General features: G+C 72.1%; 16 protein-coding genes. 11 read left to right on the plus strand and 5 right to left on the minus strand.

What is annotated here, in order from left to right; genetic code table 11:
* The 3 genes from ACZ45Q_RS28315 to ACZ45Q_RS28325 all read left to right on the plus strand — a co-directional run.
* The coding region (locus tag ACZ45Q_RS28315) for an IucA/IucC family protein (protein ID WP_468266408.1) at nucleotides 1-1,932 on the plus strand (1,932 nt) is incomplete at its 5' end.
* A gap of 29 nt (nucleotides 1,933-1,961) precedes the next feature.
* Complete coding sequence (locus ACZ45Q_RS28320) at nucleotides 1,962-2,801, plus strand: GNAT family N-acetyltransferase (protein WP_468266410.1); 840 nt, start codon at nucleotides 1,962-1,964, stop codon at nucleotides 2,799-2,801.
* A 241-nt stretch (nucleotides 2,802-3,042) separates the two neighbouring features.
* Nucleotides 3,043-5,019, plus strand: coding sequence for an ATP-dependent DNA helicase (locus tag ACZ45Q_RS28325; protein WP_468266412.1), 1,977 nt, complete (start codon nucleotides 3,043-3,045; stop codon nucleotides 5,017-5,019).
* A 351-nt stretch (nucleotides 5,020-5,370) separates the two neighbouring features.
* Here the strand turns inward: ACZ45Q_RS28325 and lexA are convergent, their stop codons facing one another.
* Entirely contained in the window at nucleotides 5,371-6,150 is a 780-nt protein-coding gene (gene lexA, locus ACZ45Q_RS28330) for a transcriptional repressor LexA (protein ID WP_468266414.1), read from the minus strand.
* A 615-nt stretch (nucleotides 6,151-6,765) separates the two neighbouring features.
* Here lexA and nrdR point away from each other — a divergent pair.
* Both nrdR and ACZ45Q_RS28340 read left to right on the plus strand, forming a co-directional pair.
* Entirely contained in the window at nucleotides 6,766-7,326 is a 561-nt protein-coding gene (gene nrdR / locus ACZ45Q_RS28335) for a transcriptional regulator NrdR (protein WP_468266416.1), read from the plus strand.
* Nucleotides 7,327-7,491: 165 nt separating this feature from the next.
* Entirely contained in the window at nucleotides 7,492-10,377 is a 2,886-nt protein-coding gene (locus ACZ45Q_RS28340; protein ID WP_468266418.1) for a vitamin B12-dependent ribonucleotide reductase, read from the plus strand.
* Nucleotides 10,378-10,494: 117 nt separating this feature from the next.
* On the opposite strand, the gene ACZ45Q_RS28345 is transcribed toward ACZ45Q_RS28340, so the two are convergent.
* Nucleotides 10,495-11,028 (minus strand): TerD family protein, encoded by a 534-nt coding sequence (locus tag ACZ45Q_RS28345; RefSeq protein WP_468266420.1) that lies wholly within the window; start codon nucleotides 11,026-11,028, stop codon nucleotides 10,495-10,497.
* 156 nt (nucleotides 11,029-11,184) lie between these two features.
* Between ACZ45Q_RS28345 and ACZ45Q_RS28350 the strand changes: the two genes are divergently transcribed.
* The 3 genes from ACZ45Q_RS28350 to ACZ45Q_RS28360 all read left to right on the plus strand — a co-directional run bounded on the left by ACZ45Q_RS28350 (nucleotide 11,185) and on the right by ACZ45Q_RS28360 (nucleotide 13,443).
* Nucleotides 11,185-11,790 (plus strand): YdbC family protein, encoded by a 606-nt coding sequence (locus tag ACZ45Q_RS28350; RefSeq protein WP_468266422.1) that lies wholly within the window; start codon nucleotides 11,185-11,187, stop codon nucleotides 11,788-11,790.
* Between the two features lie 75 nt (nucleotides 11,791-11,865).
* The gene (locus ACZ45Q_RS28355; RefSeq protein WP_468266424.1) at nucleotides 11,866-12,525 is read left to right on the plus strand and encodes a histidine phosphatase family protein; all 660 of its coding nucleotides are present in this window, start codon (nucleotides 11,866-11,868) and stop codon (nucleotides 12,523-12,525) included.
* Between the two features lie 12 nt (nucleotides 12,526-12,537).
* Nucleotides 12,538-13,443 (plus strand): ADP-ribosylglycohydrolase family protein, encoded by a 906-nt coding sequence (locus tag ACZ45Q_RS28360; RefSeq protein ID WP_468266426.1) that lies wholly within the window; start codon nucleotides 12,538-12,540, stop codon nucleotides 13,441-13,443.
* Between the two features lie 391 nt (nucleotides 13,444-13,834).
* Here ACZ45Q_RS28360 and ACZ45Q_RS28365 read toward each other — a convergent pair whose 3' ends face one another.
* Entirely contained in the window at nucleotides 13,835-15,382 is a 1,548-nt protein-coding gene (locus ACZ45Q_RS28365) for an MFS transporter (protein WP_468266428.1), read from the minus strand.
* Between the two features lie 232 nt (nucleotides 15,383-15,614).
* Between ACZ45Q_RS28365 and ACZ45Q_RS28370 the strand changes: the two genes are divergently transcribed.
* The 3 genes from ACZ45Q_RS28370 to ACZ45Q_RS28380 all read left to right on the plus strand — a co-directional run bounded on the left by ACZ45Q_RS28370 (nucleotide 15,615) and on the right by ACZ45Q_RS28380 (nucleotide 17,752).
* On the plus strand, nucleotides 15,615-16,238 hold the full coding sequence (locus ACZ45Q_RS28370; RefSeq protein WP_468266430.1) for a TetR/AcrR family transcriptional regulator: 624 nt from the start codon (nucleotides 15,615-15,617) through the stop codon (nucleotides 16,236-16,238).
* A gap of 81 nt (nucleotides 16,239-16,319) precedes the next feature.
* The gene (locus ACZ45Q_RS28375; RefSeq protein WP_468266432.1) at nucleotides 16,320-17,021 is read left to right on the plus strand and encodes a ribonuclease HII; all 702 of its coding nucleotides are present in this window, start codon (nucleotides 16,320-16,322) and stop codon (nucleotides 17,019-17,021) included.
* A gap of 68 nt (nucleotides 17,022-17,089) precedes the next feature.
* Nucleotides 17,090-17,752, plus strand: a complete 663-nt coding sequence (locus ACZ45Q_RS28380) for a hypothetical protein (RefSeq protein WP_468266434.1) — start codon at nucleotides 17,090-17,092, stop codon at nucleotides 17,750-17,752.
* Between the two features lie 349 nt (nucleotides 17,753-18,101).
* Here the strand turns inward: ACZ45Q_RS28380 and ACZ45Q_RS28385 are convergent, their stop codons facing one another.
* Together ACZ45Q_RS28385 and ACZ45Q_RS28390 are read right to left on the minus strand one after the other, a co-directional pair.
* The gene (locus tag ACZ45Q_RS28385) at nucleotides 18,102-18,716 is read right to left on the minus strand and encodes a hypothetical protein (RefSeq protein ID WP_468266436.1); all 615 of its coding nucleotides are present in this window, start codon (nucleotides 18,714-18,716) and stop codon (nucleotides 18,102-18,104) included.
* Nucleotides 18,717-19,163: 447 nt separating this feature from the next.
* Complete coding sequence (locus ACZ45Q_RS28390) at nucleotides 19,164-21,329, minus strand: RecQ family ATP-dependent DNA helicase (protein WP_468266437.1); 2,166 nt, start codon at nucleotides 21,327-21,329, stop codon at nucleotides 19,164-19,166.
* Nucleotides 21,330-21,393 lie beyond the last annotated feature (64 nt).

Here is a 21,393-nt window from a genome sequence, read left to right on the forward strand (position 1 = left end):
GGCGCGCCGACGGAGCCGGGCGCGCCGACGGAGCCGGGCGCGCCGACGGAGCCGGGCGCGCCGACGGAGCCGGGCGCGCCGACGGAGCCGGGCGCGCCGACGGAGCCGGGCGCGCTGCCGTCCGCCCGGCACCCCGCGGAGCCCGCGGACCCGCACGCTGCCGCCCAGGCGGTCGCCGTGGAGAACCTGCTGCGCTGCTGGGTCCGTGAGACCGGACTGACCGAACCCGGCGACGGCGTCCTGCGGGTCCCGCTCCCCGCCAGCGGAACGGCCCTCCTGGTGCCCGTCGTCCACTGGTCGCCCACCGGGTGGCACCGCTTCGGCCCGCCGCGCCCGGCCGCCGCCCCCGACGGCGCCCCACCGGCCGACGCGGTCACCGTCGCCGCACTGCTCGCCCGCGAATCGGCGGGCACGTCGGGAGCGGACGGCGTCGACCTGGTCGCCCGCGTCGCCGACTCCGTGCGCCGCACGACCGTCTTCCTCCGCGCCCGCCAGGAACACCGGGACGGACCGGGACACCCTGCTCCGGCCGCCGTCGGTGCCGTCCCTGCTGCCAAGGACCTCTTCCTCGCCGCCGAGCAGTCCCTCCTGCTGGGCCACCCCCTGCACCCCACCCCGAAGAGCCGCGAGGGGCTCACCGACGCGGAGACGTGGCGGTACTCGCCCGAACTGCGCGGCTCGTTCCCGCTGCACTGGCTGGCCGTCGCCCCGCCCGTGCTCGCCACCGACTCCGCCTGGACCGAACGCGGCCGGCCCGTCAGCGCTCCCCGGCTCACCGCGCGCCTCGCCGGAACCGGGCCGGCCCTGCCCGACGGGTACGCCGCCCTGCCCGTGCACCCCTGGCAGCTCCGCGAACTCCGCCACCGGCCGGCCGTCGCCGCCCTGCTGGACGCCGGGCTGCTCCGCGACCTCGGCGCCCACGGCGCCCCCTGGCACCCCACCTCCTCCGTCCGCACCGTCCACCGGCCCGGCGCCCCCGCGATGCTCAAGCTGTCGCTGGGCCTGCACATCACCAACTCCCGGCGGGAGAACCTCCGCAAGGAACTCCACCGCGGAGTCGAGGTCCACCGCCTGCTGCGCGGTGGACTGTCCCGGCAGTGGCGGGCCGCGCACCCGGCGTTCGACATCGTCCGCGACCCCGCCTGGCTGGCCGTCGACGCCCCGGACGGCACACCCGTGCCCGGACTCGACGCCGTGATCCGGCACAACCCGTTCCACCCCGCCGCCGACGTCGCCTGCGTCGCCGCGCTCGTCGCGCCCCGGCCCGGCCCGACGCCGTACGAGCGCCCGGAACCGTCCGCTTCCGCGCACCCCCGCTCCCGGCTGGCGGAGATCGTCGCACGCCTCGCCGGCCGCACCGGCCGCCCGCTCGGCGCCGTGGCCGTGGAGTGGTTCCTGCGCTACCTGGAGCAGGTGGTGCGGCCCGTGCTGTGGCTGGACGGGGCGGCCGGGATCGCCCTGGAGGCGCACCAGCAGAACACGCTGGTCCTCCTCGACACCGACGGCTGGCCGTCCGGCGGGCGCTACCGCGACAACCAGGGCTACTACTTCCGCGAGTCCCGTCGCCCGGTCCTCGACGCCCGGCTGCCGGGCATCGGCGAGCACAGCGACACCTTCGTCGCCGACGAGGTCGCCGACGAACGCTTCGCGTACTACCTGGCCATCAACAACGTGTTCGGGCTGATCGGCGCCCTCGGCTCGCAGCGCGTCGCCGACGAGCGGCTGCTGCTGGCCGCCTTCCGCCGCTTCCTCCACACCGTCGCCGGGCCGGAGCACCCGCGCGGCTCGTCCCTGCCCGCCCGGCTCCTGGACTCACCCACGCTGCGCTGCAAGGCCAACCTGCTGACCCGGCTGCACGGCCTGGACGAACTCGTCGGCCCCGTCGACACCCAGTCCGTCTACGTCACGATCGCCAACCCCTTGCACTGCTGACCGACCCGTCTGCTGAGAGGAGCGCCGCCGTGCCACCCACCGACGCGAGCGCCGAAGCCGGTACCGACCCGAGTGCCGGAGCGGGCACGGACGGCGAGGACACCCTGGACCTCCGGCTGCCCGAGGACTTCGCCACCCTCGCCGCGGCGGGCGATCCCGGTTCCGGGCGTCCGTCGCCGTGGCTGGGCGACGACCTCCTCGACCGCGTCGCGGAGTGGGGTCCCGGCATCACCCCGGCAGGCGTCTTCCACCTGGTCCCGGTCCGCCTCGAACGCGACCTGCCGCTCCTGGCCCGCTGGATGAACGACCCCGAAGTGGCGGCCTACTGGGAGCTGGCCGGCCCGCCGAGTGTCACCGAGGACCACCTGCGGGCCCAGCTGGCCGGCGACGGACGCAGCGTTCCGTGCGTCGGCGTCCTGGAGGGCGCGCCGATGAGCTACTGGGAGATCTACCGGGCCGACCTCGACCCGCTGGCCCGGCACTGTCCCGTCCGGCCCCATGACACGGGCATCCACCTCCTCATCGGCGACGCCGCCGACCGCGGGCGGGGCCTCGGCACCCTGCTGATCAGGACCGTGACCGACCTCGTACTCGCCCGGCGGCCCCGCTGCGTCCGGGTCCTCGCGGAGCCGGACGTCCGGAACACCGCCTCCGTGGCCGCCTTCCGCTCCGCCGGGTTCCGCTGCGCCGCCGAGGTCGACCTGCCCGCCAAGCGGGCCGCCCTGATGATCCGCGACCGCTCCCCGCAAGACGGTCGCGGCCCGGGTCCCGTCCGCACCGGGACCGGCGGCCGTCCCGGTGGTCCGTCCGCAGGAACCGCGCGCCTCGATTCGGCCCGGCCGTGCGACCGCAGGAGTCCCGCGTCTTGATCTGGCGCGGCCGTCCGTCCGCCGGAGCCCGCGCCTTGATCTGGCGCGGCCGTCCGTCCGCCGGAGCCCGCGCCTTGATCTGGCGCGGCCGTCCGTCCGCCGGAGCCCCGCACACCGATCCGTCCCCCCCGACCGTCCCCAGGAGCCCCCGCACCTTGATCTGTCCCGCGCCGTCGGTGCTCGTCGACGTCCCCGCCGTGATCGCCCGATTGTCAGTCCCGGGTCGTAGGGTGGTCGCGCTATGACGAAGCCCTCACTCCCTGAACTCCTGCACGCCGCCGTCACCGCCGTCGGCGGCACGGAGCGCCCCGGCCAGGTGGCCATGGCCGAAGCCGTCGCCGACGCGATCGACGGCGGCTCGCACCTGCTCGTCCAGGCCGGCACCGGCACCGGCAAGTCGCTGGGCTACCTGGTGCCCGCCCTCGCGCAGGGGGAGCGAGTGGTCGTGGCGACCGCCACCCTCGCCCTGCAGCGCCAGCTCGTGGAGCGGGACCTGCCGCGCACGGTGGACGCGCTGCATCCGCTGCTGCGCCGCCGCCCGGAGTTCGCGATGCTCAAGGGCCGGTCGAACTACCTGTGCCTGCACCGCCTGCACGAGGGCGTCCCGCAGGACGAGGAGGAGGGCCTGTTCGACCAGTTCGAGGCAGCGGCCCCCACCAGCCGGCTGGGCCAGGACCTGCTGCGGATGCGCGACTGGGCCGACGAGACGGAGACCGGTGACCGCGACGACCTCACGCCCGGCGTCTCCGACCGGGCCTGGTCGCAGGTCTCGGTCTCGTCCCGGGAGTGCCTGGGCGCCTCGAAGTGCGCGTACGGCGCCGAGTGCTTCGCCGAGATGGCCCGGGAGCGGGCCAAACTGTCCGAGGTCGTCGTCACCAACCACGCGCTGCTCGCGATCGACGCCATCGAGGGCGCCCCGGTCCTTCCGCAGCACGAGGTGCTGATCGTGGACGAGGCCCATGAGCTGGTCTCCCGCGTCACCGGCGTCGCCACCGGCGAACTGACCCCCGGCCAGGTCAACCGCGCGGTGCGGCGCGCCGCCAAGCTGGTGAACGAAAAGGCCGCCGACCAGCTCCAGACCGCCTCGGAGGGCTTCGAGCGGCTGATGGAGCTGGCGCTGCCGGGCCGTCTGGAGGAGATCCCGGAGGACCTCGGTTACGCGCTCATGGCCCTGCGCGACGCCTGCCGCACGGTCATCTCCGCCATGGGCACCACCCGTGACAAGTCCGTCCAGGACGAGGACGCGGTCCGCAAACAGGCGCTCGCCTCGGTGGAGACCGTGCACGACGTGGCCGAGCGGATCGTGAACGGCTCCGAGTGGGACGTCGTCTGGTACGAGCGCCACGACAGGTTCGGTGCCTCGCTGAGGGTCGCCCCCATGTCCGTCTCCGGCCTGCTGCGCGAGAAGCTCTTCACCGACCGCTCGGTCGTCCTCACGTCCGCCACGCTGAAACTGGGCGGCGACTTCAACGGCGTGGGCGCTTCCCTGGGCCTCGCCCCCGAGGGCACCGAGGGCGACGACCTCCCGCGGTGGAAGGGCGTCGACGTCGGCTCACCGTTCGACTACCGCAAGCAGGGCATCATCTATGTCGCCAAGCATCTGGCGCGGCCCGCGCGGGACGGCGACCGAGGGGACATGCTCGATGAGCTGACGGAGCTGATCCAGGCGGCCGGCGGTCGCACGCTGGGCCTGTTCTCCTCGATGCGGGCGGCCCAGCTGGCCGCCGAGGAGCTGCGTTCCCGCATTCCGGAGTTCCCGATCCTGCTCCAGGGCGAGGAGACGCTCGGCGAGCTGATCAAGAACTTCGCGGCCGACCCGAAGACCTGCCTCTTCGGTACCCTCTCGCTCTGGCAGGGCGTCGATGTGCCCGGCCCCAGCTGTCAGCTGGTCGTCATGGACAAGATTCCGTTCCCGCGCCCCGATGATCCGCTGATGAGCGCCCGGCAGAAGGCGGTCGAGGAGGCCGGCGGCAACGGCTTCATGGCGGTTGCCGCCACGCACGCGGCACTGCTCATGGCGCAGGGGGCGGGCCGGCTCGTCCGGGCGTCGGGCGACCGGGGCGTGGTCGCGGTGCTGGACCCGCGCCTGGCCACGGCCCGCTACGGCAGCTATCTGAAGGCGTCACTCCCCGACTTCTGGTACACCACGGACCGTAACCAGGTCCGCAAGTCGCTGGCCGCGATCGACGCCGTGGCGCGGGAGGCGGAGGCCGGATGAGCACTGCCGGAGGGCGCCGCGGGATGCGGGCACAGGCATGGTCGGTCACAGGCATGGTCGGTAGGGGCCCGCGTGACCCGCGGGCACGCGCATGACCCACGGGCACGCATGATCGGGGGTTAGCCTGTCGCGGCGCCGCGACAGGCTAACCCCCGATCCGAGGGAGCCGGACACCGGGGCGGCCAAGAACCGGGCCGGGGACCGCAGAGCACGGCACCGAGCGCAGAGAGCCAGGGCACCGGAACAGGGGCCGGAGGTGGAGCAGGGCCCCGGAACCGGCGCAGGGGTCCCGGGGCCCGGTCGCAGCGGCGAGACCGGACCCGTAGCAGGAGGTCCGCTCGCCGGGGCCGCTCAGACGCGGCGCAGGACGGCCACGACCTTGCCGAGGATGGTCGCGTCGTCGCCGGGGATCGGCTCGTACGCCGCGTTGTGCGGGAGGAGCCAGACATGGCCGTCCTCGCGCTTGAAGCGCTTGACGGTGGCCTCGCCGTCGAGCATCGCGGCCACGATGTCGCCGTTCTCGGCGACCGGCTGGCGACGGACCGTGACCCAGTCCCCGTCGCAGATGGCGGCCTCGATCATCGAGTCGCCGACGACCTTCAGCACGAACAGCTCGCCGTCACCGACCAGCTGCCGCGGCAGGGGGAACACGTCCTCGACGGACTCCTCGGCGAGGATCGGGCCGCCGGCGGCGATGCGGCCGACGAGCGGGACGTACGACGCCGCGGGCTTGCCGGCGGTGTCGGTGGGCTGCACCGAAGCCGCCTGGTCGGAGCCGCGCACCTCGTACGCGCGCGGGCGGTGGGGGTCACGACGCAGGAAGCCCTTGCGCTCCAGTGCCATCAGCTGGTGGGCCACGGAGGAGGTGCTCGACAGGCCGACCGCCTGGCCGATCTCCCGCATCGACGGCGGGTAGCCACGGCGCTGCACGGAGTCCCTGATGACCTCGATCACCCGCCGCTGGCGGTCGGTGAGCCCGGAACTGTCCGCCCGGATCCCTGGAGGTCGGCCCGGCAGGGAGCGCTTGGGCCCCTCGGGACTCGTGGCGTCGGTCACCGCGTGCACCGGTTCGAGTCGGCCCGGTGAGCGGTCGTGGGCAGTGATGGCGGCACTGTCTGCGGTGGTGGTCACGTCGGCCCCTCTCGATGGTCTCCCTGCTCGGACAACGGTAGTTGCTTTCGAAAGGTTGCGCCAAACACACGTTCGAGTGAAAAAACGCGAATCGCGTGGCGTGATCCCGTGTCCAGGTGTATGGCTTCCGCGTCGTCCGGTAGGCGGAGGGGCTCGCTGCTGTACGCTTCACCGCCGGGGCGACGACCTCGCGGGCACGCTCAGTCTGCCACTCGGTGACCCGCCCGGCGGGACCTGGTTCCCACCCTGTGCGGGAGTCCCACGCCCCCTCCTCGCGGCGCCCACCGTATCTCCGCATGTGTGCCGCGGCGGGCCTTCCCGCGCGGTGCTGCGGTGCGGTTGTGCGGACCCGTCCGGCGCGGCCGGGCCGTCCCGTCCGGCGCGGCGGGGCCGTCCCGTCCGGCGCACGGCGGCCCGTGTGAAGGCGACACGCGCGTGTAGCTGAATGTATGAGCCAATCCCCACATCTAGTGGTTGGATTGCGCGAGCAGCCCACAAGTTGTGGTCCCCCGGGTCTTCGGGCCCGCGGCGATCGCCTATGCTGGGGGCTGCTTCGGGAGAGGCCCAAGAGGCCTTCCGAGGCTATCGAGTCTGCTGTGAGGAGGGTTGGAGTCCATGCACTGCCCCTTCTGCAGGCACCCCGACAGCCGTGTCGTCGACAGCCGTACGACCGACGACGGCACGTCGATCCGCAGGCGCCGCCAGTGCCCTGACTGCTCCCGTCGTTTCACGACCGTGGAGACGTGCTCGCTCATGGTGATCAAGCGGTCCGGGGTCACCGAACCGTTCAGCCGCACCAAGGTCATCAACGGCGTGCGCAAGGCGTGCCAGGGGCGGCCGGTCACCGAGGACGCACTCGCCCAGCTCGGCCAGCGGGTCGAGGAGGCGGTGCGGGCCACCGGAAGCGCCGAGCTGACCACCCACGACGTGGGGCTGGCCATACTCGGCCCGTTGCAGGAGCTCGACCTCGTCGCCTATCTGCGGTTCGCCTCGGTCTACCGGGCGTTCGACTCGCTCGAGGACTTCGAGGCGGCCATCACGGAACTCAGGGAACAGACGGGACGCCCCGCCGCGGTCGACGAAGACCGCGAGGACGCTGTCGCGGGGGGCCGGGAAGACGACCGCGGGCGCGGCGGGACCGCCGAGGTCCCCGAGCCCGCAGGCGCCGCCGACTGACCGGCGGGCCGGCCCCGGCGGCAGTGACCGGGACCGGCCGGGACGGCGGCGAAGAAGAAGACCTGTTGCGGGCGGAGCGAGAGGGCCCGCAACACCAGACAGAACACCGTGCCACGGGAACAAACGGGGCACTTCAGGGCGTTTTCGCCCGTACAGGGAGGCGGCATGACAGAGACGGCGAGCGGTCCGGCACGGAGTTCCCGCGCCAAGGGCACGAAGGCGGGCAAGGGGCTCCGTATCGAGCGCGTCCACACCACCCCCGGGGTCCACCCCTATGACGAGGTGGCCTGGGAGCGCCGTGACGTCGTCATGACCAACTGGCGCGACGGCTCGGTCAACTTCGAGCAGCGCGGCGTCGAGTTCCCCGACTTCTGGTCGGTGAACGCGGTCAACATCGTCACCAGCAAGTACTTCCGCGGTGCCGTCGGCACCCCGCAGCGCGAGACCAGCCTCAAGCAGCTGATCGACCGCATCGTGAAGACCTACCGGCAGGCCGGCGAGGACAACAAGTACTTCGCCTCGCCCGCCGACGCCGAGATCTTCGAGCACGAGCTGGCCTACGCCCTCCTGCACCAGATCTTCAGCTTCAACAGCCCCGTCTGGTTCAACGTCGGCACCAAGCAGCCGCAGCAGGTCTCCGCCTGCTTCATCCTGTCCGTCGACGACTCCATGGAGTCGATCCTCGACTGGTACAAGGAAGAGGGCATGATCTTCAAGGGCGGTTCGGGCGCCGGGCTGAACCTGTCCCGCATCCGCTCGTCCAAGGAACTGCTCTCCTCCGGCGGCAACGCCTCCGGTCCGGTCTCCTTCATGCGCGGCGCCGACGCCTCCGCCGGCACGATCAAGTCCGGTGGCGCCACCCGCCGGGCCGCCAAGATGGTCGTCCTCGACGTGGACCACCCCGACATCGAGGACTTCATCGAGACCAAGGTCAAGGAGGAGGAGAAGATCCGCGTCCTGCGCGACGCGGGCTTCGACATGGACCTGGGCGGCGACGACATCACGTCCGTCCAGTACCAGAACGCCAACAACTCGGTCCGTGTGAACGACGAGTTCATGAAGGCCGTGGAGAAGGGCGGCAAGTTCGGCCTGCGTGCCCGCATGACCGGCGAGGTCATCGAGGAGGTCGACGCCAAGGCGCTCTTCCGCAAGATCGCCGAGGCCGCCTGGGCCTGCGCCGACCCGGGCATCCAGTACGACGACACCATCAACACCTGGCACACCTGCCCCGAGTCCGGCCGGATCACCGCGTCGAACCCGTGCAGCGAGTACATGCACCTGGACAACACGTCCTGCAACCTGGCCTCGCTGAACCTGATGAAGTTCCTGAAGGACGACGGCAAGGGCAACCAGTCCTTCGAGACCGAGCGCTTCCAGAAGGTCGTCGAGCTGGTCATCACCGCGATGGACATCTCGATCTGCTTCGCGGACTTCCCGACCCAGAAGATCGGCGAGAACACGCGCGCGTTCCGTCAGCTCGGCATCGGCTACGCCAACCTTGGCGCCCTGCTGATGGCCACCGGCCACGCCTACGACTCGGACGGCGGCCGTGCCCTCGCCGGCGCCATCACCTCCCTGATGACCGGCACGGCGTACCGCCGCTCCGCCGAACTCGCCGCGGTCGTCGGCCCGTACGACGGCTACGCCCGCAACGCCGGTGCCCACCAGCGCGTCATGAAGCAGCACGCCGACGCCAACGGCACGGCCGTGCGCATGGACGACCTGGACACCCCGGTGTGGGCCGCCGCCACGGAGGCCTGGCAGGACGTGCTGCGCCTCGGGGAGAAGAACGGTTTCCGTAACTCCCAGGCCTCCGTCCTCGCCCCGACCGGCACCATCGGCCTGGCGATGTCCTGCGACACCACCGGCGTCGAGCCCGACCTCGCCCTGGTGAAGTTCAAGAAGCTGGTCGGCGGCGGCTCGATGCAGATCGTCAACGGCACGGTCCCGCAGGCCCTGCGCCGCCTGGGCTACCAGGAGGAGCAGATCGAGGCGATCGTCGCCCACATCGCCGAGCACGGCAATGTGATCGACGCCCCCGGCCTCAAGCACGAGCACTACGAGGTGTTCGACTGCGCCATGGGCGAGCGCGCCATCTCCCCGATGGGCCACGTCCGCATGATGGCCGCGATCCAGCCGTGGATCTCCGGTGCCATCTCCAAGACGGTCAACATGCCGGAGTCGGCGACCGTCGAGGAGGTCGAGGAGATCTACTACGAGGCCTGGAAGCTGGGCGTCAAGGCGCTCGCGATCTACCGGGACAACTGCAAGGTCGGCCAGCCCCTCTCCGCCAAGAAGAAGGAGGAGGAGAAGAAGGCCGAGATCGAGGAGGCCGTCGAGGCCGCGGTCGAGAAGGTCGTCGAGTACCGCCCGGTCCGCAAGCGCCTCCCGAAGGGACGCCCCGGCATCACCACGTCCTTCACGGTCGGCGGCGCCGAGGGCTACATGACCGCCAACTCCTACCCGGACGACGGTCTCGGTGAGGTCTTCCTGAAGATGTCCAAGCAGGGTTCGACCCTCGCGGGCATGATGGACGCCTTCTCCATCGCGGTCTCCGTCGGCCTCCAGTACGGCGTGCCGCTGGAGACGTACGTCTCGAAGTTCACGAACATGCGCTTCGAGCCGGCCGGCATGACGGACGACCCGGACGTGCGGATGGCGCAGTCGATCGTCGACTACATCTTCCGCCGCCTGGCGCTGGACTTCCTGCCCTTCGAGACGCGCTCCGCGCTCGGCATCCACTCCGCCGAGGAGCGCCAGCGTCACCTGGAGACCGGTTCGTACGAGCCGTCCGACGACGAGGTCGACGTCGAGGGCCTGGCCCAGTCGGCGCCGCGCGCCCAGGAGCTGAAGGCGGTCGCCACGCCGCAGGCCGAGGCCGAGGCGGCCAAGCCCGCCCCGCAGCAGGCCCACACCAGCGCGGAGCTGGTGGAGATGCAGCTGGGCATCCAGGCCGACGCCCCGCTGTGCTTCTCCTGCGGCACGAAGATGCAGCGCGCCGGTTCCTGCTACATCTGCGAGGGCTGCGGCTCGACCAGCGGTTGCAGCTGACGCCCGGCACCCCATGGGTAAGGGGCGCCGCCCATTGGGCGGCGCCCCTTACCCATGGGCTCTCACGGGCGCCCATGGGCACTCACGAGCGCCTGCGGGCGCTCATGGATGAGGGCGTCAGGGGCGGCGAGCCGCCCCCATGGTGCGGGCGAAGTCCGTCGGATCGCCCTCGTACCCATGGACCCCGGCGTGGAACTCCCATGCTCCCGTCTCGTCACGGGCGAACTCCGCGACCGTGGCCGCCGTCGCTTCCAGGACCCCGCCGAAGTCGTCCGTGGCCAGGTCCGTGTAGCCCTCACGGATGCGCAGCCCCGGATTGCCCACCCCGGCGAAGCCCCGCTCCCCGAAACGCTGCTGGATGGCCGCACCGACCACCACGCGCGCGTACCGCGGGTCCAGGCGCTCCAGTTCCAGGACCATGACCTCGTCGAATCCGAAGCCCTTGCCGTCCCGGCTGTCACGGTTGAGATAGATGGTGCCGTCGGGGGAGCGGCTGTCGAAGTGCACCACATAGGCGGGATCGCCGTAGGGGTCACTCGCCAGATATGTCGCGGCGATCAGATCCAGATCGGTGGGCGGCTGCCCGGCCGGACTCGGGTCCCACCGCAGTGCGACCTCTACCTTGCGGATCCCCTTGCTGAGGCCGTTCACGAACTTCCCCTTCCCGGTCCCCGTCCCGCCCGTCCACTCCAACTGCCGAGCGGTCACGGCCGGTTGTCCATCCTGCCACGCGCGCGCGTGCACATGCGGACGAGCGTTGCGCACGAGAGTGACCGGGACCACGCTCCGTGGCTTTACCATGGCGCGGTGCTGGTCAAGTGGATTCGCTGCACCGTGGTGGACCGCCGGGGGTTCGAGCGGGGGCAGCGGAAGTGGGCGGGGCTTCTGGGAGAGCCGGGATTTCGCGGGCAGGGGGGTGGCTGGAGCCGGGGACGGCCGAACGTGGCGCACGTCTTCGCCTTCTGGGAGAGCCGGGCCTTCTACGACTCGTTCATGGCGCGCTCCCACGACCGGCTCGCCGCGGCCCAGTCCGGCACGTTCAAGGACGCCCAGTCCCGGCTCTTCGACTACCGGTTCGACGTCAAGACCGGTTTCGAACCCCGCTTCACCGACACCGATCTGGTGCGGGTCGCTCTGTGCCGGGTCCACGAGGAGCGGGCGGAGCATTTCGTGCTGATGCAGGAGAAGGTCTGGAACCCCGCGATGGCGGGCTCGCCGGGCATGGTCCGCGGGCTGTTCGGCGAGGCGCCGGGGCACGAGTACCTGGTGCTGTCGATGTGGCAGTCGGCCGCCGAGCACGGCAAGTACCGCACCGAGCGGGTGGAACGCCTCGCCCTGCGCGCCCAGACCGAGGCCGACGTGGCGGCCCTGACGGGGGACATCGTGGAGCTGGAGCCCTCCTGGACGGTGTGAGCCCCGTGTGTGACCTACGCCGTACGGAGCCGGTGCGGGTGCTCGCCCACCGCCGTCCCGATCTAGGGTTCTGGCATGGCACGACCACGGCGCATCGTCCTCGTCCGGCACGGCGAGTCGACCGGCAACGTCGATGACTCCGTGTACGAGCGCGAACCCGACCACGCGCTGGCGCTGACCGAGCAGGGCCGGCGGCAGGCGGAGGAGACGGGGAAGGCCCTGCGCGAGCTGTTCGGCCGGGAGCGCGTCAGCGTGTACGTCTCCCCCTACCGCCGGACCCACGAGACGCTGCGCGCCTTTCAGCTCGACCCCGGTCTCATACGGGTGCGGGAGGAGCCGCGGCTGCGCGAGCAGGACTGGGGGAACTGGCAGGACCGCGAGGACGTCCGCCTCCAGAAGGCCTACCGGGACGCCTACGGCCACTTCTTCTACCGCTTCGCCCAGGGCGAGTCCGGCGCCGACGTCTACGACCGGGTCGGCAACTTCCTGGAGAGCCTCTTCCGCAGCTTCGAGGCCCCGGACCACCCGCCGAACGTCCTGCTGGTGACGCACGGCCTCGCCATGCGGCTGTTCTGCATGAGGTGGTTCCACTGGACGGTGGCCGAGTTCGAGTCGCTGTCCAATCCCGGGAACGGTGAGTACCGGATGCTCGTTCTCGGTGCGGACGGCAAGTACACCCTCGACCGTCCGTTCGACCGCTGGCGAGATCCGGAACCGTACGGGATCACCGGATAGAGTGGCAGGGCGATGACCGCTCACTCCTCACCCGACGGGCGCCTGGACCGCGCCCTGGCCAGCCTGCGCGGACTGTCGGTGGGCGACGCGCTGGGCTCGCAGTTCTTCGTGCCGGTGAACTATCCGCTGCTCAAGCGGCGCGAGCTGCCGCCGGGGCCTTGGCGGTGGACCGACGACACCGAGATGGCGTCCTCCGTGGTCCGCGTGCTGGCCGCCCACCACCGCATCGACCAGGACGCGCTGGCGCACTCCTTCGCCGAGCACCACGACGCCGACCGGGCGTACGGCCGCACGGCCGACCGGCTCCTGCGGCTGGTGCGGGAGGGCGGCGACTGGCGGGAACTGTCAGCCGCGCTCTTCAACGGGCAGGGCTCCTGGGGAAACGGCGCCGCGATGCGCATCGCGCCCCTGGGCGCCTGGTACGCGGACGATCCGGAGCAGGCGACCCACCAGGCCGAGATCTCGGCCTACCCCACGCACCAGCACCGTGAGGCCGTCGTCGGGGCCATGGCCGTCGCCGCTGCCGCCGCCCTGGCCGCCGCGCCCGGCGGACCGCCCGGCGCCGAGCAGCTCCTCGACGGGGTGATCGAACTCGTACCGAAGAGCGCGGTCGGGGCCGGTCTGCGGCGCGCCCGGGACATGCTCGACTACGGCGACGCGGCCACGGTCGCGGCCGTACTGGGCTGCGGGCGGCGTACGACGGCGCACGACACGGTCCCGTTCGCGCTGTGGTCGGCCGCGCGCGCCCTCGGTGACTACGAGCAGGCGTTCTGGACGACCGCCCAGGCCGGCGGGGACGTGGACACCACCTGCGCCATCGTGGGCGGAGTCGTCGCGGCCGACAAGGCGGGCGCGCCGCCCGCGGAGTGGACGAGGCGGACGGAAGCGCTGCCGGGCTGGCTGACCGAGGCGGGCTGAGCACTGGGCCGGGCCGAGCGTGGGGCCGGGCTGAGTGCCGGGCCGGTCACCGGGCGGGGGGCGGCTGACGGCCGTGCCGTGTCCTTGGACCGGGGTCTCATGGACTCTGCGTGTTCGGTGGGAACTCTGCGTAACCGCGGCCCGTTGTCGTGACATCGGCTGTGCGGGGGAGACGAAGCACCCCGCAGGTGGTCACGGAGGTCAGGGGGTCGGGATGGTCGGGACGAGGAGTGCGCGCGCCCGGGGATGTCGTCTCCGGCCGGACGTCGGACGCCGGACGGCTCAGGGTGGTGAAGGGGCACGGGGAACCGGCGGGGGCCGGAGCGGTCGTCGCCCACAGGTCCTCATGACACCTGTCGGCGAGGCCCCGCCGGCCGACGCCGCCCCGTCGTCAGCCCATGCCCGGACCGGCGGAGCCGGAGAGAGCCTCCAGGTCGCTCTTGCGGACGCGGATCACCAACCAGGCCGTGGCCAGGGCGAGCACGGCCATGGCGGCGGCCGGCATGAAGGCCGCGGAGATGCCCTGCGCCAGCACGTCGTGACCCCATGGCGCCGGCAGCTGGTGGGTGCGGGCGAACTCCACCTTCTCCGCCGGCGAGCCGTTGGCCAGGAAGTCCGGCAGCTGCTTCTCGCCCTCCTCCCTGCTCGCCGTGCCGAACACGGTCGTCAGGATGGCCAGACCGATCGAGCCGCCCACCTGCTGCGTCGTATTGAGCAGCCCGGATGCCGCGCCCGCCTCGTGCTGGGCGACGCCGGAGACGGCGGTGAGCGTCAGGGTCACGAAGTTCAGGCCCATGCCGAAGCCGAAGACGAGCATCGGGCCGAGCACTCCGCCGACGTAGGAGCTGTCGGAGCTGATCAGCGCCTGCCAGCCCAGCCCGACGGCCGCGAGCGCCGAGCCCACGAGCATGAAGGGCTTGGGGCCGAGCACCGGCAGGAAGCGCTGCGACACCCCCGCACCGAGGGCGATGACCACCGTGACCGGCAGGAAGGCGAGACCGGCCTGGATCGGGCTGTAGCCCAGCACGTTCTGCACGAACAGGACGATGTAGAAGAACATGCCGAACATCGCCGCGGCCAGGCACAGCATGATCACGTACGTGCCGGAGCGGTTCCGGTCGGCGAACATCCTCAGCGGGGTGATCGGCTCCCTGGCCCGGGACTCGATGGCCACGAAAGCCAGCAGCAGCAGGGCCGCGGCACCGAAGGACCCGATGGTCAGAGTGTCCCCCCACCCCTCTTCCGCGGCCCGGATGAAGCCGTACACGAGCAAGGCCATGCCGGCCGTCGAGGTCACGGCTCCGGCGATGTCGAATCGGCCGGAGTGGCGTGCGGACTCACTGATGTACATCGGGGTCAGTACGGCGATCAGCACGCCGATCGGCACGTTCACGAAGAGGACCCAGCGCCAGTCGAGCCACTCGGTGAGCATGCCGCCGGCCAGCAGGCCGATCGCGCCACCGCCCGCGGAGACCGCGGCGAAGACACCGAAGGCCCGGTTGCGTTCCGGTCCCTCGGGGAACGTGGTGGTGATGAGCGCCAGTGCGGTGGGCGAGGCGATCGCGCCGCCCATCCCCTGCAGGACGCGCGCGGCGAGCAACTGCCACGGCTCCTGGGCGAATCCGCCGAGCAGGGAGGCGAGGGTGAAGATGAGGATGCCGGTCATGAAGACGCGGCGCCGGCCGAGGATGTCACCGGCCCGGCCGCCGAGGAGCAGCAGTCCGCCGAAGGTGAGGGTGTAGGCGCTGACCACCCAGGTGAGGTCGGTGGTGCTGAACCGGAGCGCTTCTTGAATGTGCGGGAGCGCGATGTTCACAATCGTCGCGTCGAGTACGACCATGAGTTGACAGGCCGCGATGACGGCGAGTGCGACGCCGGGGCGCCGCTCCCGGCGAACCGCACCCGGCTTGTCGTCCTGGATCACTGGAGAGGTTGTCACTATGGGTCCCCCACGAGTTCCTTAGTGAACGCTCGCGTTCACTGTTCTGACCAAGGTAGTGACAACCAGACAGTGAACGCAACCGTTCTCTTTTTCCCGTCGCCGCGTGTTCCTGCCGCGTGTCCCGCCGCGCGCCGCGAGTCCCCGTCCCCCGTTGTGGTCGCGCGCCCGGGTCCATCCCCCGAAGAAGATCCCCCGAAGAAGATCCGCTCCCTTCCCTGGAGACAGCCTCATGACCACCCCGCAGCACCGGGAGGCCGCCCCCGCTCAGTCGGCCTCGCGCCGTCGTGGTGCGGTGCTCGAACGCGCCATCCTCGACGCCGCGCTGGAGCAGCTCGGCACCGTCGGCTGGAAAGGCCTGACGATGGAAGGCGTCGCGACCGGTGCCCAGACCGGAAAGGCCGCGGTCTACCGGCGCTGGCCGTCCAAGGAGGACCTCGTCGCCGACGCGCTGCGGTCCGGGCTGCCGAGCTTCGACGCGGTGCCCGATCACGGGAGTGTGCGCGAGGATCTGCTGGTGCTGTGCCGCCGGGCGCGGGACGCGATGTACTCCCGCACCGGGTTCGCCCTTCAGTCGGTCATTCACGAGTGCGACAACCTACAGGCGGACCGGTTCCACGCCGTGATCGTCGAGGGCGTCATCGAGCCCACCATGCGCATGCTTCGCGAGGTCATCACCCGCGGAATAGCGCGTGGCGAGGTGCGTCCCGACGCCGCGAACGGATACGTCTTCGACGCGATCCCGGCGATGATGATGTACCGCTCGAAGATTTGCGGAAGTGAATGGACGGACCGGGAGTTGGAGGAGATGATCGACCGGTTGATGGTCCCGCTGCTGCGGCCCGACGGCTCCTGAGCGGCGCCGGCGACGGGCCCGGTGTCCCGGGGGGAACCGGGGTGTCGGAGAGAATCGGAGGCGGCGTAGGCTATGGGCGCCATGCCGTACGAACCACCTACTCACACCGTCGAGCGCTCCCTGCGCGCCACGACCGGAGCGAAGGTCATCGCCGGTGTCGACGAGGTGGGACGCGGTGCCTGGGCCGGGCCCGTCACCGTCTGCGCCGCGGTCACCGGACTGCGTCGCCCCCCGGTGGGGCTCACCGACTCCAAGCTGCTCACCGTCAAGCGGCGCACCGAGCTCGCCGAGGAACTGCGGACGTGGGTCACCTCCTACGGACTGGGGCACGCCTCCCCGGAGGAGATCGACGACATGGGGATGACGGCCGCGCTGCGGCTCGCCGCGGTGCGTGCCCTGGAGGTCCTGCCGGTCCGTCCCGACGCGGTCATCCTCGACGGCAAGCACGACTATCTCGGGGCCCCTTGGCAGGTCCGTACGGTGATCAAGGGGGACCAGTCGTGTGTGGCGGTCGCGGCGGCGTCGGTGATCGCCAAGGTCCAGCGCGACAAAATGATGGCCGAACTGGGTGTCGACCATGCAGACTTCGGTTTTGCGGACAACGCCGGGTATCCGTCACCCGTGCACAAGGCCGCACTGGCGGAGCGGGGCCCCACCCCGTACCACCGGTTGTCGTGGGCGTATCTTGATGCGCTGCCCCAGTGGCGGCACCTCAAGAAGGCCCGCAGTTGGGCGGAGGAACGCGTTCCGGAAATCGAGGGTCAGCTCGGCTTCGATTTCTGACGGTTTCGCTCGCACTTATGTGCCACCCGCCCACGCGAGCCGCACCAACGTTTGATAAAAATCAGCTCATGCCTCTCATTCCCGAGGAGCCTCAGATTCACGAGAGTGCCCAGGGTCCCCGCGCCACTCCGGCCAGCGGCCGCACCGCGCCGACCCCCCGCCCCGTACCCGGCCCCCGTCCCTCGGCTCCGCCGCGTCCCGGTCGCCCCGGACCCAACCGGCCCGCGCCGCCGGCGCAGCGCACCCCGCGCGACGCGGCCGCACCCAAGCCCGGGCCCTCCGCGCCGCAGCCCGGACCGGCCGCCTCGAAACCCGGACCGGCAGCTGCCGCCGCTTCGGCCACCCCGCAGATCCAGCTGATCCCGGCCTCGGTCGACGGCGCCCTCGACGCCGCCGAGGAAGCCGTGGACCTGCTGCTGGACTCGGGCCGTGGTCCCGGGGAGGTGCTGGTGCTGACCACCGGCGAGCCGCATCCGTGGGCCGCCCACGAACTGTCCTTCGGCGAGACCGCCTACTGGGCCCAGCACGACGCGGGTGACGACGTCTTCTATGCGGACGCCTCCGTCGCCGAGCGTGCCGGCACCCGGCCCGTGGTCGTCGTCGCGCTCAACGGCGGTTCCGAAGCCGATGCCGCCACCGCGCTGTCCCTGGCCCATGCTCGTGCCGGCTCCCTGCTGATCGTCTGTGGCGACCCGCAGCGCATCAACTCGGTGCTCGGCGCGGGCGTCTGAGCCGACGCGGTCGCCTCCGGCGGATGCCGGGGGCGGGGCCGGTGCCGGTCTTCGGCCACGGCACGGTGGGGCCATCGGACACCGGCACGGTGAGGGGCTTCGTTGCTCGCGTCGTCCGGTGTGGTGCCGTGCCTCGGTGAGGCGCCGGCCGGGAGGCGTGCCGACTGACGCGGCTGCGCCGGGGAGTGCTGGCCGGCCGCGGGCCGCGGGCCGCGCCGTAGCGTCCGTGCGGAGTGCGGCGGACGACGACCCGCCGTTGCCTGTGCTGGGCTAGGTGCTGGGTGCGGTGGCGCTCGGAGCGCCCGGCAGCAGCGTACGGAGGTGCTCAGCGGGCTGTCGCCGGAGGCGTTCAGCGGGCTGCCGCGCGGCGCAGAACCTCCGACGCGGCACCGCCGGTGCGCGGCGGTGGAGGCGGCGCCTCGGCGGTGGCGAACGGTTCCGGTGCGGAACCGGAGTGGGGGCGACGGCCGCCACGGCCCTCCCCGAGAACCTGCCAACCGTCGCGCGTCAGCGTGATGTAGGCCCCGCAGCGCAGCCCGTGGAGTGTGCAGGCGTCCCGCAGGCCCCACATCCACGCGCCGTCCTCCTCGGTCCAACGGGCGTCGCCGTCACGGCAGTAGAGCAGCACGGCGGTCCGCACCGGCGTGCGGCGCCGCAGGTCGTGCGGGATGACCCGGCGCAGCTGGTCGAGCAGCACGTTGCGGAACATCCAGCCATCCGCGGGAGCCGTGCGGCGGGTGAACGAGGCGCTGGCGCGCAGTCGTTCGTCCGGGTCGAGGACGGCCACGATCGCGGTGGCGGGCCCGGGGCGGTGCCGGGAGTGCAGCCCGCTGACGACCTCCCGGGGATTGCGCAGCAGCGGGATCCCGGCGGCGGCCCACTCCGCGGGTTCCAGCACACGGCCGGCGGAAGCGGCGGTCGGCGACAGTGACGCAGTCGAGGACGGAGCGAATCCGAAGGTCACGTTCCTCCCTTCGGCTACGCGCCCATACCGCGGGCGGGGTCGGATTCGGGGGAGCGCGCACCGCAGTGAAGCCCAACCGGAACACGGACGAGCCGTGCGGGGAGCGGACCTCAATTCTTCCTGGCGAATTAGGCTGCGGCAACGAGCAATTGGGCCCGTCGAGCGTTATCGGGTGATGCGCGCTTTATATCCCTACCCAGAGCTTGTCGGCGCGATGCCTGGAGGGGTCTGCCGAGGGACGGCCGGGAGACGGCCACGGCGCCAGGAGCCGCCGTGGCCGTCTCCCCGGCCGTCCTCGCCGTCTCACCGCGCACGCCCCTTCGGCCTCGCTGCCTGGGCGGGTCCTCCGTCCCGACGGCCTGGTGTCCGGTCCCGCCGGCGTGGTCAGGCGGGCAGCGGGACGGACGGGCAGGTGAGCCGACGAGCCGGAGGGAGTGCCGGGGGTGGTCAGCCCTGTACCGCCAGGACCAGCGGCAGCACCTCCTGGGCGCCGGCACGGCGGAGCAGCCGGGCCGCGACGGCGAGGGTCCAGCCGGTCTCGGTGAAGTCGTCCACCAGGAAGACCGGCCCCTGCCGCTCGGCGAGCGCGGCAGCGAGGTCGGGCGGCACCGTCAGCGCCCCGTCGAGGGCCTTCAGGCGCTGCGCGCTGTTGCTGCGGGAGGCCCGGGGAGCCTCACCGGTGTACGCGACGGTGCCGAGCAGCGGTAGCCGGCCGACCTCGGCGATGCGTGCCCCCAGGGAGTGGACGAGCTGCGGCCGGCCGGCCGAGGCGACGGTGACCACGCCGACGGGGCGGGAACGGCCGTCCACGGCGCCGGGAGCCCAGCCGCCCGGCCCCTTCGCCCAGTCGGCCAGCACGTCCACGACGGCCTTGGCGACATCGTCCGGTACCGGTCCGTCCGGGGCGTGGGGGGCGAGCATCGGCCGCAGCCGGTTGCCCCAGCCGATGTCCGAAAGGCGCCCCAGGGCCCTGCCGGTCGAGGCCTGCTCACTCGCCGGGATGCGTCCCTTGAGGTCGATGCCGATCGCCGGCAGCCCGGTCGGCCACATACGGCGCGGCTCCACCTCGACACCGGCCCGGCCCAGGTCGGCGCGCGCCGCGTCCAGGGCGTCCGCGGAGGTGTCCACGGTGAACCTCGCCCCCGCGCAGTTGTCGCAGCGCCCGCACGGTTTGGCGCCCTCGTCGTCCAACTGGCGTTGCAGGAACTCCATGCGGCAGTCCGTCGTCGACGCGTACTCACGCATCGCCTGCTGCTCGGCCTTCCGCTGCCGCGCCACCCAGTCGTAGCGCTCCCTGTCGTACGTCCACGGCTGCCCGGTCGCGGTCCAGCCGCCCTTGACCCGCCGCACCGCACCGTCGACATCGAGGACCTTGAGCATGGTCTCCAGCCGGGAACGGCGCAGCTCGACCAGGGGCTCCAGGGCCGGCAGCGACAGGGGCTTCTCCGCGTGAGCGAGGACGTCGAGGGTGCGGCGCACCAGATCCTCCGGCGGGAAGGCCAGGGAGGCGAAGTACTCCCAGATCGCCTCGTCCTCCGCGCCCGGCAGCAGCAGCACCTCGGCGTGCGCCACACCGCGTCCGGCCCGGCCCACCTGCTGGTAGTAGGCGATGGGGGAGGAGGGCGAGCCGAGGTGGACGACGAAGCCCAGGTCCGGCTTGTCGAAGCCCATGCCGAGCGCGGAGGTGGCGACCAGGGCCTTGACCCGGTTCGCGAGCAGATCCTCCTCCGCCTGCTGCCGGTCGGCGTTCTCGGTCCTGCCCGTGTAGGAGGCGACGGCGTGGCCACGGCGGCGGAGATACGCCGTGACCTCCTCGGCGGCGGCCACGGTGAGCGTGTAGACGATGCCCGATCCCGGCAGCTCGTGCAGGTGGTCGGCGAGCCAGGCCATCCGGCTCGGGGCGTCCGGCAACCGGAGGACCGAGAGACTCAGGCTCTCCCGGTCCAGCGGGCCGCGCAGCACCAGGGCGTCCGAGGTGCCGCCCGTGCCGAGCTGCTCGGCGACGTCGGCGGTCACCCGCGCATTGGCGGTGGCGGTGGTCGCGAGCACGGGCACGCCGGGCGGCAGATCGGCGAGCATGGTGCGCAGCCGGCGGTAGTCCGGCCGGAAGTCGTGGCCCCAGTCCGAGATGCAGTGGGCCTCGTCCACCACGAGAAGGCCGGTCGCGGCGGCCAGCTTCGGGAGCACCTGGTCGCGGAAGTCCGGGTTGTTCAGCCGCTCGGGACTGACCAGGAGGACGTCGACGGCGCCGGCGGCGATCTCGTGCTGGACCTGCTCCCACTCCTCTGTGTTGGAGGAGTTGATCGTCCGGGCGTGGATACCGGCCCGGGCGGCGGCCTCGACCTGGTTGCGCATCAGCGCGAGCAGCGGGGAGACGATCACCGTGGGCCCGGCGCCGCGGCCACGCAGCAGCGCGGTGGCGACGAAGTAGACCGCGGACTTGCCCCAGCCCGTGCGCTGGACCACGAGGGCCCGGCGACGGTCGGCGACCAGCGCCTCGATCGCCCGCCACTGGTCCTCGCGCAGCCGGGCCGTCCCGGAGTCGTCACCGACGAGGCGGGCGAGGACCGCGTCGGCGGCCGCCCGGAGGTCCGCGTTGCTCGTGTGCTCCATGCCTCCCATACAACAGGAAGACACTGACAACGTGCCCGCGCCCGTGCCCCGACTGTGGACGGAC

The organism is Streptomyces sp. NPDC031049 (assembly GCF_055571015.1).

What these genes read in the sequence shown, in the direction of transcription:
- ACZ45Q_RS28325 (WP_468266412.1), top strand. Translation starts at nt 3,043, where the DNA reads ATGACGAAGCCCTCACTCCCTGAACTCCTGCACGCCGCCGTCACCGCC.
- nrdR (WP_468266416.1), top strand. Translation starts at nt 6,766, where the DNA reads ATGCACTGCCCCTTCTGCAGGCACCCCGACAGCCGTGTCGTCGACAGC.
- ACZ45Q_RS28340 (WP_468266418.1), top strand. Translation starts at nt 7,492, where the DNA reads ATGACAGAGACGGCGAGCGGTCCGGCACGGAGTTCCCGCGCCAAGGGC.
- ACZ45Q_RS28355 (WP_468266424.1), top strand. Translation starts at nt 11,866, where the DNA reads ATGGCACGACCACGGCGCATCGTCCTCGTCCGGCACGGCGAGTCGACC.
- ACZ45Q_RS28360 (WP_468266426.1), top strand. Translation starts at nt 12,538, where the DNA reads ATGACCGCTCACTCCTCACCCGACGGGCGCCTGGACCGCGCCCTGGCC.
- ACZ45Q_RS28370 (WP_468266430.1), top strand. Translation starts at nt 15,615, where the DNA reads ATGACCACCCCGCAGCACCGGGAGGCCGCCCCCGCTCAGTCGGCCTCG.
- ACZ45Q_RS28375 (WP_468266432.1), top strand. Translation starts at nt 16,320, where the DNA reads ATGCCGTACGAACCACCTACTCACACCGTCGAGCGCTCCCTGCGCGCC.
- ACZ45Q_RS28380 (WP_468266434.1), top strand. Translation starts at nt 17,090, where the DNA reads ATGCCTCTCATTCCCGAGGAGCCTCAGATTCACGAGAGTGCCCAGGGT.
- ACZ45Q_RS28390 (WP_468266437.1), bottom strand. Translation starts at nt 21,329, where the DNA reads ATGGAGCACACGAGCAACGCGGACCTCCGGGCGGCCGCCGACGCGGTC.